Here is a 13463-nt window from a genome sequence, read left to right as displayed (position 1 = left end):
AGCTTGATACTATCTATATATTGAAAACGCTGTTATTCAACATTGTTCAAAAGAACAATAGTTATTACTGGAGGTACATCATGAACAGTTCAATTGAAAATAAACCGGTGGTAAACTTAAGCAAAACCGTTCCGGTCGTATTACTTTTAATGATTTTTTCACTCGTTATCGATAACTCTTTTAAAATTATTTCTCCAGATTTAGTAAAATATTTTGGCGTTTCAGCAAGTACTGTCAGCTGGCAAGTTACGCTTGCAGGATTGGTCATTGGGATCGGTGCCGTTGTTTATTCTTCTTTATCTGATTCGATTAGTGTGCGGAATTTACTAGTAGTCGGTATTATATTAATTTGTGCGGGTTCTTTACTTGGTTATATTGTATCCGAAAATTACTGGTTACTCGTTTTTTCTAGAATCATCCAATCTGCTGGTTTAGGGGCAACGGAAACACTTTACTTAATTTTTGTCGCTAAATACGCAAGTGCGGCAGACCAAAAAAAATATTTAGGCTTCAGTACAAGTAGTTACCAACTTGCTACCGTTATTGGTATATTAACAGGCGGATTTGTTACTACTTATCTGCAATGGCAAAACTTGTTTTTAATTCCGTTATTAAGCTTACTATTATTGCCATTCATTCTGAAATTATTACCAAAAGAAGAAACAAAGAAAAATCATGTAGACTTTATCGGACTTATTTTAATCGCTGCAGTGTCTACTTCTATCATGTTGTATATGTCCTATTTCAATTGGGGACTTTTTATTCTCTTTGTTGCATCTGTTTGTGTGTTCTTATTCTATATTAGTAAAAAGAAAAATGCTTTTATCACCATTGAATTCTTTAAAAACAAACAATTTTTATCTGTATTATTGGTGGCATTCATCATTTATTCTACTTATGCTGCATATGCACTAAATACACTCTCATTCTTGTTAACGACTGTATATGATATCAAATTGGATTCTGTTTCGTTGATGTTCATCCCTGCATGTTTGTTAGCCGCAACAGTGGGGGCATTTTCAGGGAAAATAGGGAAATATTTAAGCAGTAAGCAATGTATTTATTTAGCCATGAGTTTAATCACGATTAGTATCTTAATGGGTGCCATCTTTGTAGATTCATCTATTACCGTTTTTGTTATATCTCTTATTTTATTTTCATGTAGCTTTGCCTTGTTATACGCGCCATTAATCGATACAAGTATTAAAAAAGTTCCAGTCGAAAAATCAGGTACAGCATTAGGATTCTATAATTTATGTATCAATATCGCGATGTCAGCTGGTTTCACCTATTCAGCCTTTTTAATTGATAAGAAAGACTTACAATTTAGCTTTTTAAGTTTTACGACAGATAATGCAACAGCATTGAATTATAGTTCGATTATCCTCATTATTGGAGCAATTGCTCTAGCATCTATCATCTTATTTTGGACTTTAGTTGGTCGTAAATCAGACAATAAAATTCTAGATCAAGGGAAGCGAGCAGCGTGAAGAAATTTAAACGAATACACTTGATTGTCATGGATTCAGTAGGTATTGGCGAAGGAAAAGATGCGGCTCAATTTAATGATGTCGGTTCACATACGCTCCTCCACATTGCAGAGCATATGAATGGGTTGAATGTACCCAACCTAGCAAAATTAGGACTCTCGAATATTGAAGAAATCTTGGGTGTGCCAAAAGCGGATAAACCGCTTGCTTATTATACAAAATTACAAGAAAAATCAGTAGGAAAAGATACGATGACAGGCCATTGGGAACTCATGGGTTTAAATATTGATAAGCCATTTAATGTGTACCCAAATGGATTCCCAGATGAATTAATTAAACAGATTGAAGAAATAACAGGCCGTAAAGTAGTAGCAAATAAACCTGCAAGCGGGACAGAGATTATTGATGAATATGGGGAGCATCAAATGAAAACGGGCGATTTAATCGTCTACACATCAGCTGACCCAGTTCTTCAAATTGCAGCTCATGAAGAGATTATACCATTAGAAGAATTATATGATATTTGTGAAAAGGTTCGAGAAATCACAAAAGACCCTGCTTATTTAATTGGCCGCATTATCGCAAGACCCTATGTGGGCGAACCTGGGAACTTTACTAGAACCTCTAATCGTCATGACTATGCATTAAAACCATTTGGAAAAACCGTTATGAATAGCCTGAAAGATGGCGGCTTAGACGTGATTGCCATTGGAAAAATTAATGATATTTTTGATGGCGAAGGGGTGACAGAATCCATTCGGACGAAAGACAATATGGATGGGATGGACAAATTGCTCGACGTCATCAAGAAAGATTTTACAGGGATGAGTTTCTTGAATTTAGTCGATTTTGATGCGCTATATGGCCATCGCCGTGATCCAGAGGGCTATGGAAAAGCATTAGAAGAATTTGACCAACGTTTAGATGAAGTATTGGATTCACTCCAAGAGGATGATTTATTAATCATAACGGCTGACCATGGCAATGATCCAACGTTTGCTGGTACAGACCATACGCGTGAATTTATTCCTGTCTTGGCCTATTCGAAACAATTAAAGGACTCTGGCAAATTACCTGAAAATGATACATTTGCTGATATTGGGGCAACAATCGCCGATAATTTCGATGTGAATATGCCGGAATATGGTGATTCATTCTTACCATTCCTAAAATAATATGTTACGATAAAAAGAACCCCAAAATATGTTTTTTGGGGTTCTTTGTTAAATTTTTCAGAAAAGGAAACGAAATGAATGAATACAACTAAACATGCTCAATTGAAAAGACCACTCTATATAAATGTATATGACGAGCTCCTTCTTCAAATTAAAAAAGGAGTATTCCCTGTCGACAGCCAGCTTCCATCAGAACCAGACTTAGCTGGCAGACTAGGGATTAGCCGGGCAACACTGCGACAAGCGCTGGCACTGTTGCAGGATGATGGAATCGTAAGAAATATACGAGGAAAAGGAAATTTTGTGGTCAGTTCATTCGTTAAACATGAGGATGTTCATTTAGAAAAATTAAGTAATCCTATGCATAAGTGTCATGTTAGCACCTTTGATCGAATCGATACACATTATCGAATCGATGAGGATACGGAATATACGAAACAAATTTTAAAGAGAGATTCGTCTAAAGTGGCTGCGTTTGAACGATTATATCGAAAAGACAATGAGGTGTTAGCATATGCGTTTACGTTTATGTCAATAGAAACAGTAGAAAGTTTATCCTTGGACTTAAATAATGAGGAGGAGCTGCTGAATTTTCTAGAGAATCAAGTGTATGCGAATGCTAACCATGGTGAAATGGAAATAAAATATACTCATACCGTTAATTTAGCCGATAAGAATGAAAAATTAATCGGCCAAAATGAGTGCTTTTTACTATTAGAAAGCCTTTATGATCATCAGGATTCTCCTATCATGCATAATAAATTTTATATCCCCCAACAGTTCTCGAATATAAAATTAAATATATACAAATAGGGGCCAGGGGAACCAGGGGGACGGTTCTCCCGGCTTTTTTAACTCAACAATTGAGCAGAAAAACGCCATCAGAGGACCATGGGAGGACCATGGGAGGACCATGGGGACGGTTCTGGTGGCTTTTTTGTTGGTGATACTAGAATAATTGAGGTAAACATGCCTAGTAAGTGTCATTAATGTGTGTGAATGAAACTAGAATATAGGAAGTATGGTTTCATAATAGTGAGTAGTACTTATACCTCTTCGGGTTTGCGAAAGATAAGATAATTAACCTAGAAGCAGCCAATTTAAAATGTGGACGGAGATATTTGGGTTATTTCTAACCATAAAATTGGGCCATGAGAACCGTCCCTTTGGCTGCCTACCTTTGGCTGCCTAACTTGGCTCATGAGCGGAGGGAGTTTAATGAAAATAGTAACCAAATTTCCAAAAGGCAACCCTGGTTTACATTCGGACCTAATTAAAAGTGGATGGGTTCCACTGAAAGAGCCCAAGAATTTAATAAGTGCAATTTTGTTATCGATTCCTTTAATGATTGTTGCAGCAATTATCTCAATTGGGATAATAAATATCTTTTCCTCGTTTTCTTTTGGCGAGTTTGGATTGACTTCAGATTCGATATCAATAAACATTAACTTTGGCATTATTTTTTGGCTGTTCTAACTATTAATCCTTCACGAATTACTCCATTTGATTTTCATTCCTAATTTTATTCAATCAGAAAAAACCTATACAGGTCTTACTTTTTTCGGGGGTTTTGTCCTAACAGAGGAGGAGATTTCAAAATCTAGATATCTCTTCATCACCATTGCTCCTTTCATGATTCTTTCAATTATAATGCCATTCCTATTAGGGGGATTAGGACTGTTAACACCGACATTAAAATTTTTGATCATTCTAAACTCAATGGCATCATCCGTTGATATCCTTAACCTCCTTCTTATCATTAAACAGGTACCGAAACATGCAATTCTAAAAAATAATGGAACAAATACTTATTGGAAACACAGATCAATGTAAGAAAACTATAGATTGATAGTTTCCTAATTTTTAGTGAGTTTTTCTACATACCTTTATAGAGTCTTTCCCCTCAATGGAGCAATTGCTGCTAAAGATTAAAAGCCTAATTTTTCGATAAATACTCGAAGAATTAGGTTTTTTTATTTCTTAATTTTCCAACAAATTCCTGGAAGTGTTGGGTATACAACATAACAGTATAATTATTGGTATTTTTAAATTTCAGTATGTTCTACTATTTATTTGTAAGGAGTTATGTAAGGTATACAAATTGGATTTTTAGGGAGGAATACAAATGGTTAAAATCGGTATTATTACAGGAAGCACTCGCGATTCCCGAGTAAATTTAAATGTAGCAGAATGGGTAAAATCCATTGCTGATCAACGCACTGATGCAGAATATGAGTTGGTAGATATTAAAGATTACAATCTTCCAAGATTCAATGAGTCTATTCCGCCGATTATGTCAGGCGGCAATTATCAAACACCCGAAGCAAAGCCTTGGTCAGAAAAAATTAACGAATTTGATGGCTTTGTATTTGTTTCACCAGAATATAACAAATCGGTTACATCTGGTTTAAAAGATGCCATTGATTATCTATATGTTGAATGGAACCATAAAGCTGCTGGGATTGTAAGTTATGGTTCTACCCTTGGTGTTACCGTAACAAATGAGTTGCGTTTAATTTTAAGCGTTCCAAAAGTGGCAGTAGTAGGGCCAAGCGTAAATATGAGTCTTTTTACAGATTTCCAAGATATGACGAAGTTCAATCCAGCACCTCACCATGAAGGAGCTTTAAACACAATGTTGGATGAAGTGGTTGCTTGGTCTAAGGCCCTGAAAACAGTTAGAGGTTAAAAGGCAGAATTTATTAAAATAACAAAAAGGAAAGAGTGGGCCATAGGGACGGTTCTCATGGTTTTTAATTGAGGTTATTTTGAGTTATGGTTAGAATCCTAAAAGTGTATAAATGAAACTCGAATCAGACAGGTTAATTCAATATTAGTGCTCGATTTTACTACACCTCTTAGAAGTTAGCCGAAAAGGTTTAGTAGCTATGGCGCAGTCAGGGGAGGCCAGGGGAACCGTACCCCTGGCTGTGGCTGGTATTTTTAGAAATAATAAATGTAAATGAAGTAATTTGTAAAATAGTGTATGATAGTGTTGATACAAATGTTTTTCCTTTTTCTTCGCTGAAGTTCCCCACGCGTGTTTATCCAACCATGAGAAGATTTCCTTGAACTTTTTTATTCCATTTTAGTCTTATTTATATAATCATGTATTTGTGCCTTATCTAGCTTCTTTATACTATTTGAACAAGCAATGGTAATTAGCGGTGGCACTAAAAGTAGGCTCTGGATGCGAATACTGGCCGATGTGTTTCAGGTAAGAATTATCACTCAATCCAATACGGGTGGGCCATCGCTGGGAGCAGCCATTTTAACGGCTGCTCCCAGCGATGAAGCTTACCCATCTTTACAGATAGCATGTGAGCAGTTGGACATTTCAAATCATATATATATGCCAATTGAACAACATGCCATCATTTACTAGAAGATGTTCCCTGTTTTTCAAAAAATATATTCTTCTTTAAGAGGTGTATTTGAAGATATTTATTTGGTTGAAGATAGCTTATTACGTTAGGAGCAGCTGTTTATGAACACTAACTTTGATGAGGTTGTTGACCGTCTGCATACGAATTCTGCTAAATGGGACGGGATACCGAACGAATATGGTAAAAATGTAATTGCTTTATCTGTTGCGGATATGGATTTACGCGCACCGCAGGTCCTCGTTGATAAAATGACCGAAGTTGCTCAGCATGGGATTTATGGCTATACGGAACTTTTTCCACCATATTATGCAGCAGTTCAAAGTTGGTTTCAGAGGATGTATGACTGGAAAATTGATCGAGAATGGATTGTCTTTTGTCCGAGGATTGTACAAGCGGTATCCCTTATCATACAGCATTTTATCGACGAAGGAGACAAGGTTCTCGTCCATACCCCGTCCTATATGCCGATTACAAATGCGATAAAGGTGAATAGACGGACATTGGTTGAAAGCCCGCTTTTATTAAAAAATGGCCGATATGAAATCGATTTCGAGGATACAGAAGCGAAGATGAGAGCGGGGGTGAAAATCCTCTTATTGTGCTCACCACACAATCCAACCGGCAGGGTTTGGACAAAGGAAGAACTATGGCGCATAGGAGAATTATGTTTAAAATATAATGTTCTTTTGATTTCCGATGATATCCATGCAGATTTTATCCATGGCAAGCATCGCCATACTTTTGTAGGGAGTCTCTCAGAACAGCTAGCACAGCAATCAATCATTTGTACTTCTCCGGGGAAAACCTTTAATCTAGCAAGCTTAGAAATTGCGAATATCATTATTCCTAATGAAAAATATCGTTCCAAATTTAAAGAATCTATGATTCAAGCAGGTATTCATAATCCAACCTTTTTTGCTGTACCTGCTTTAGAGACCGCTTATACATCCTGTGATGACTGGCTCATAGGTGTAAAGGACTATATTAGTGACAATGTATCTTTTACAAAGGAATTTTGCCGAGAACATTTACCGAAGATCAAATTAATCGACCCTGAAGGCACTTATTTAATATGGATGGACTGTAGAGACTGGAGTATGAATGAAGCTGATTTAAAGCGATGGGTTTTAGAGGAAGCGAAGGTAAATGTAAGCTTTGGCTCTTCGTTTGGCAAGAAATACGAAGGCTTTATCCGCCTGAATCTTGGAACACCACGAGCCCTCTTACATGAAGGATTAAGACGTATTACACAAGTTTATAGAAGTACAAAAACTATAAAAATATAATTTAGGGTGAACTTGATGATGGGAACACTATTAATCTGTTTCGCTGCAATTTCATTTGCTGGGACTTATACTGTTACCGAATCCCTTGAATAAATCATTAACAAAATGATGAGTTTTGTTAAAAAAATGGGGATGAATATAAAGCAAAAACATCCTATACTTTTAGCGTTCCTCTTCCAAAAGATGTACTAATTGAAATTGAATAATCGCTAGTATCGGATAGAATTCTGGAAATTCCAGTGCCAAAAATTTTATAAGATTTAAGATGAAGGCTCCCTATTTTGGATGTACAGCATGTTGTGAAAAGGTTCAGTCCCGCTGCTTTGCAGAGGGACTGAACTCTTTTACTATCATTTAATTATTACACCTTTCGGCAAATTTTTCATATAATGTTGAATTCTATCTGTATATTCAAAATAGTTATAATAATACCACGAATATTAAAATGTTACTATGCCAATTTGAACTAGCCTCCCTTAAAATAGAGAGTGTAATCGCTTACTATATACAAAAAGGGGGATAAGAAATGCTAAAACATGTTAAGCAAATGGGAGTATTAAGTCTAATTTTATTGTTAAGTTTTTCTTTATTAGCTTGTAGTAATGAAAGCAAAAAAGTATCGGGCACGGAAAAAGAGTTGCTCACTTCTGATAGTAATGAGCTGCCAGAGAAATTCGATCAAGAAGTTACCTTGACAACGGTAAGACATGTAGCAGGAGATGTAACCTTTAAGTCTGGTGAAAGTATTGAAGATAATGTAATGACGCGATGGGCTAAAGAGAAATTCAATATTAATATTAAATATAATTGGACAACAAGCGGTCCTCCAGATGCATTTACTACCAAAATAAGACTTGCATTATCAGCAAATGAGGAAATGCCAGACATTATTGCGTTGCGAGATGATGTCACACAAGATCTTATTGACTCAAAAAGATTTATGCCGGTAGGAGAGTTGTTTGAAAGTTACGCATCGGAAACGTGGAAAAACGCGATGGGAGAAGATCCATCGGTTTGGAACGCATTCATGCGTGATGGTGAAAAATATGCGATTCCAATTCTAGACTATTCTATGAATGGAGATCCTGTCTTATTTATCCGTGAAGATTGGATGCAAAAATTAAACCTAGAAGCTCCAAAAACAATAAAGGATCTTGAAAAAATCATGGATGCATTTGTGAATCAAGACCCAGATGGTAATGGAGTAAATGACACCTTTGGATTAGCTACTGGATTTAAAAACAATTTTAATACATGGATGAGTGATTCAGGTTGGGTATTTGGTGCTTACGGAACACTGCCAAACCAGTGGAACGAAACAAGTGATGGAAAGCTTGAATATGGATCTATCAATCCTGCCGTGAAAGACGGACTTGCCACAATGAATAAATGGATGGAAAAAGGATATATCCATAAGGAATCCGGCCTATGGGATGAAACGAAGGCGCAAGAATTATTTGTTTCAGGTCGTGCTGGAATCATCGCCGGTCCTCACTGGATGGCAAATTGGCCGTTAAGCGACATCAAAAAGAATATAGATGGCTCACAATATAAAGCATATCCGATTCCTTCAGGACCTGATGGAAAAGCAGGAAGGCATGGTACATTTAACTATAATGGAGCGGTTCTCATTAATAAAGAGGCTGACCCTGAAAGCATTAAGGCTTTTTTCCTTTATCAAAATTATCTATTTGATCACTATGCAAACCCTGAAGAAAGTAGTGAATTTGAATATGGGTTTGCAGAAGGCTATGATTACGTCTTAAAAGAAGGAGTACCTACAAAGGATGTACCAGGTGGAGCTCACCCAGTAGGTAAATATTCTTTGACTTTTGATGTGGCAAGAATTCCGTCAATACAGATGAATACCCTATATGACCTTGCAAATGGGGCTGAACCAAAAACACCATTTGAAAAGAAGGCAAAACACAATGCTGATGTTAATCCAGAAGTATATGAGGCTGCAAAAATTGTTGTGGAGCAAAAAGACATCACGATGCCAAGTATGTTCACAGGGGCACCAACTGAGACAATGAAATCACGAGGGCAAGCGCTCGATAAAATTCTTGATGAAGGCTTCAATAAAATTGTATATGGGGAACTTTCAGTAGATGAGTTTGATAAAATAGTAGAAAAGTGGAAAAAATCCGGCGGGGATGCAGTTACAGAAGAAGTGAATAAGTGGTATGAATCCGTCAAATAAATGAATGAATAATCCGGGTCACTGTTCCATATGACCCGGTTTTTCACTCATACATAACAATTCATTTCGATAAAAGAATGATGATATGAAAGGGCTCAACTATGAAATGGCGTAAAACTCTCTTTTTCAAAGTGGTTATGATTCTGTTATTGTTTGCAATTCCAATTACAACTTTTTACACATACTCGTATTATAAAGGTTTACATATTATGAAGAACGAGCTGAAAGAGCGAAATTTAAATCGCCTTTCTCTTGTCAGAAATCAAATTGACAGGAACTTTGATAATTTGTCAATCCTTTTATTATCTTTGAGTGGGCATTCAAGTGTTCAAGAACTCAGAAATATAGAGTTTTACAATAATTATCAGCAATTTAGGGTGAAATCCGAATTAAATGATCAGTTATCCTTGCTTAAGGGAATCAGTTCTTGGAAGGCAGATTTTGCGGTGTATGTTCCTAACAAGGGGATTACGTTAAAAACATATGGAGATGACAAAGTAGATGTAATGATTGCAAGTGAATGGGAGGTAAGAACAGATCCTACAACTGGCTCATCTTATTATATCAAACATATTGTACAGCCACTTAATAGCATCATTAACCACAAAACGCCAGATATTATTATTGAAGTAAAAACTCCCATAAAAAATATAGAGGACTATTTAGCGCAATTAAAACTAAATCAATATAATGATCCATTTATGTACAAAATTGAGAGTCAATCCATTTTGTCTTCTTCTAAAAACAAAGACAAAATGACAGAAATGATTAAGAGGATTCCTAGTAGTAACCATTTAAATAAGGGGAATGTGATCATTGATTATAACGATAAGCAATATTTAGTAAGTTATATGAAATTAGAAAATCTAGACTGGATGATTGTAGATTACATGCTCGTTCAAGATGTTTTTGCTTCTTTGACCAATACAAGAAATATGTTTTATACGTTTGTTGCGATTATGCTGCTATTATGCTTGCTAACCGCCTATTTATTATATCGGAATATTCAATTTCCAATTAAAAATTTAATCAAAGGGATTCAATATATTAAGAGTGGAAACTACTCGGTTAAAATTCAACCGAATAAAATACAGGAATTTCAGTTTGTGATTTCTAGTTTTAATGAAATGACTCATCAATTAAAAACGTTAATCGAGGAAGTCTACCAAGAAAAAATACGATATCAAGAAATTCATTTAAAGCAACTACAATTTCAAATTAACCCTCACTTTTTGCATAACTGTCTGTTTATTATTAAGAATATGGCAAAGTTGGAACAAACTGAAGCAATAGAAGCGATGTCTTTGCATCTAGGAAACTACTATAGGTATATGACAAATATAGATCATAAGGAAGTAACGATTGGCGAAGAACTAGAGTTTATTCGAAATTATTTAGATATACACAAAATTAGATCACAAAGATTTACTTATGAAATGAATGTTTCCGATGAGATTCTTAATCTTTTGATTCCTAGGCTTCTTATACAGCCTATAGTAGAAAATGCGTTAGAGCATGGTGTGAGAACAGGCAACGAGGGAATCATTCAAATTTCTGGAAGCAAGATTAATAGACAAAACATTCTGACCATTGAAGACAATGGCAAGGGATTAACGGAAAAAGAAATGATAGAGTTAGAACAACAAATACAATTACCGGTGAGTAGTGAGGATGGACATGGTGTTTGGAATGTCCAACAGCGTTTGGCATTTCACTTCGGAGAAGGGGCAAGACTTAATTTCAGCACATCTTCTTTGGGTGGACTAAAAGTAGAAATGCGTTGGAGGTGAGGTAATTCTATGTTTAATTTGTTAATTGTGGACGATGAACCATGGATTGTAGAAGGGTTGGCAAGTCTGGACTGGGGAAAATTAAATATACAAAACGTATATAAGGAAACTTCCGGTCAAAAGGCGCTACAAGTGATGAAGGAGAATCAGATTGATATTGTTATCACGGATATTCGAATGCCTGATATGACAGGTATTGAGTTGATTGCGTCTGCAAGCAAAGGAAGAGTGAGGAAATATATTATTCTTTCTGGTTATGCTGAATTTGAATATGCCAAGCAGGCTATACAGCTTTCTGTCTGTGATTACCTGCTTAAGCCTGTTCCTGATGAAGAAATTATGGAATCGGTATCTAAAGCTATCCAGTCAATTCAAAACGATCAGCGTTACTTTGAGGAATTGATGAAAAGCATGTCGCTTATCGAAGATGGTCCATTCTTATCGCCTTTAGACTTTTTATATGAAAAACCTCAGTTGATTGAGTTAATGGAGTACGGAAATTGGGGTGTTGCTGAAAAAAAGATAAGAGATATTTTTAAACAACTGGAAGAGAAGGTACATTATTCTCATGAATTCACCCTTCAAGTATATTTTATGATTTGTAATACATTTACGTACTTTACTCATAAACATGGATATTTACTAACAGACATTATCAGAAGAGAATTTCATTCAATGTATCAAAGGGGTTCCAAACATTCAATACAGGAATTACAAGAAATAACTTTAGCCACTTTTCTAAAAATAAAAACAAACATTAACAAAGAGAAAGATACCAACCACTTTACAGTAATTGAACAAGTCAATCATTATATTGACAGTCATCTACATAAAGATATTTTCTTGCAGGAAGTGGCCAATCATGTTTATTTACATCCTACCTATCTATCAAAACTATATAGGGAAAAAACCGGGAAAACATTTAGTGATTGTGTTTATTCGCGAAAAATGGAAAAAGCGGCAGCGAACCTTAAGGAGTCTAATGAAAAAATATATAAGATAGCCGAAGGGGTTGGCTACAAAGACTCTTCTTATTTTATAAGAAAATTCAAAGACTATCATGGGGTTACACCACAAGAGTATCGCTTCCATTCGCAACCGCAACATACGTTAGGCTGATAGAACAAATTTTATCTAGGGCGGGTGAAGAGATGTGAATGTACAGATTAATAAAAATGAAACGACTTCTATTCATGTGAAGAAAGTTTCAGTCAAAAAACAAAAATGGAACCTAAAACGAAATTGGCCTTTACATATGTTTATGCTACCTGCAGTATTATTGGCGCTTGTCTTTAATTATGCTCCTCTACCCGGGGTGGTAATGGCTTTTATGGATTTTAAACCATATCTAGGTTTTTCTGAATCGTCATGGGTTGGGTTGGAGCACTTCAGAAGAATGATACAATTTGATGATGTAAGACAAGTGATTTGGAATACGTTGATTATTTCCTTTTTAAAAATACTATTTAATCTGGTTATTCCCATTATATTTGCCGTTTTACTAAATGAAGCACGTCGATCATTATTTAAGAGGACCATTCAAACCCTCGTTTATTTGCCTAACTTTTTATCATGGGTTATTCTTGGTGGAATTTTACTAGATATGCTGTCTGTAGACGGTGGGATTGTAAATAAGTTCCTTGTTGCATTGTTTGGAATTGACCCTATCTTTTTCCTTGGTGATGGTGATTGGTTTAGATTCACTGCTGTTGTGACGGATGTTTGGAAAGAATTCGGATTTGGCGCCATTGTATTCTTGGCTGCGCTAGCTGGAATAAATCCAGATTTATATGAAGCTGCAACCATTGATGGGGCGAACCGCTTTCAACAAGTACTACACATTACATTACCTTCTTTGATTCCTATTACCGTGGTAGTGGCGACTCTTGCATTAGGTAGTGCATTGAACGCAGGCTTTGACCAAATCTTCAACTTATATAATCCACTGGTCTATGATAAAGGCGATATTATTGATACTTTTGTTTATCGCGAAGGCCTACTAGGGGGGCAATTCAGTTTTGCCACGGCAGTTGGATTATTTAAATCGGTGATTGGAATGATTTTAATTATCACAGGTTATAAACTTGCCCATAAGTATGCTGGATATCGAATTTTCTAAAGGAGCAAAAGGAG

12 protein-coding genes are annotated in these 13463 nt (G+C 35.9%); all 12 read left to right on the top strand.

The features are described from left to right. Nucleotides 1–80: 80 nt before the first annotated feature. Nucleotides 81–1490 carry an MFS transporter gene (locus AC2TFD_RS28260; RefSeq protein ID WP_484674470.1) on the top strand — a complete coding sequence of 470 codons (1410 nt, stop codon included), beginning with the start codon at nucleotides 81–83 and terminating at the stop codon, nucleotides 1488–1490. Continuing rightward, on the top strand, nucleotides 1487–2665 hold the full coding sequence (gene deoB / locus AC2TFD_RS28255; RefSeq protein WP_484674469.1) for a phosphopentomutase: 1179 nt from the start codon (nucleotides 1487–1489) through the stop codon (nucleotides 2663–2665). Before AC2TFD_RS28260 ends, deoB begins: the two co-directional genes overlap by 4 nt. A 78-nt stretch (nucleotides 2666–2743) precedes the next feature. After that, nucleotides 2744–3478, top strand: a complete 735-nt coding sequence (locus AC2TFD_RS28250) for a GntR family transcriptional regulator (protein ID WP_484674468.1) — start codon at nucleotides 2744–2746, stop codon at nucleotides 3476–3478. A 405-nt stretch (nucleotides 3479–3883) separates the two neighbouring features. Next, nucleotides 3884–4141, top strand: coding sequence for a hypothetical protein (locus AC2TFD_RS28245; protein WP_484674467.1), 258 nt, complete (start codon nucleotides 3884–3886; stop codon nucleotides 4139–4141). Nucleotides 4142–4147: 6 nt separating this feature from the next. Then, nucleotides 4148–4498: a DUF3267 domain-containing protein gene (locus AC2TFD_RS28240; RefSeq protein WP_484676378.1), complete on the top strand. Its 351-nt coding sequence runs from the start codon at nucleotides 4148–4150 to the stop codon at nucleotides 4496–4498. A 292-nt stretch (nucleotides 4499–4790) separates the two neighbouring features. Next, on the top strand, nucleotides 4791–5354 hold the full coding sequence (locus tag AC2TFD_RS28235; RefSeq protein WP_484674466.1) for an NADPH-dependent FMN reductase: 564 nt from the start codon (nucleotides 4791–4793) through the stop codon (nucleotides 5352–5354). Nucleotides 5355–5855: 501 nt separating this feature from the next. After that, the gene (locus AC2TFD_RS28230; RefSeq protein ID WP_484674465.1) at nucleotides 5856–6050 is read left to right on the top strand and encodes a hypothetical protein; all 195 of its coding nucleotides are present in this window, start codon (nucleotides 5856–5858) and stop codon (nucleotides 6048–6050) included. Between the two features lie 102 nt (nucleotides 6051–6152). Further along, nucleotides 6153–7337 (top strand): MalY/PatB family protein, encoded by a 1185-nt coding sequence (locus tag AC2TFD_RS28225; protein ID WP_484674464.1) that lies wholly within the window; start codon nucleotides 6153–6155, stop codon nucleotides 7335–7337. A 526-nt stretch (nucleotides 7338–7863) separates the two neighbouring features. Beyond that, entirely contained in the window at nucleotides 7864–9540 is a 1677-nt protein-coding gene (locus tag AC2TFD_RS28220) for an extracellular solute-binding protein (RefSeq protein WP_484674463.1), read from the top strand. Nucleotides 9541–9641: 101 nt separating this feature from the next. Next, nucleotides 9642–11330, top strand: coding sequence for a sensor histidine kinase (locus tag AC2TFD_RS28215; RefSeq protein WP_484674462.1), 1689 nt, complete (start codon nucleotides 9642–9644; stop codon nucleotides 11328–11330). A gap of 9 nt (nucleotides 11331–11339) precedes the next feature. Next, nucleotides 11340–12449: a response regulator gene (locus AC2TFD_RS28210; protein WP_484674461.1), complete on the top strand. Its 1110-nt coding sequence runs from the start codon at nucleotides 11340–11342 to the stop codon at nucleotides 12447–12449. A 34-nt stretch (nucleotides 12450–12483) separates the two neighbouring features. After that, complete coding sequence (locus tag AC2TFD_RS28205) at nucleotides 12484–13449, top strand: ABC transporter permease (RefSeq protein ID WP_484674460.1); 966 nt, start codon at nucleotides 12484–12486, stop codon at nucleotides 13447–13449. Nucleotides 13450–13463: the final 14 nt, after the last annotated feature.

Source organism: Neobacillus sp. plas4, assembly GCF_057221695.1.
Note: the sequence above shows the minus strand (reverse complement) of the source record. Positions and strands in the feature narration are given on the sequence as shown.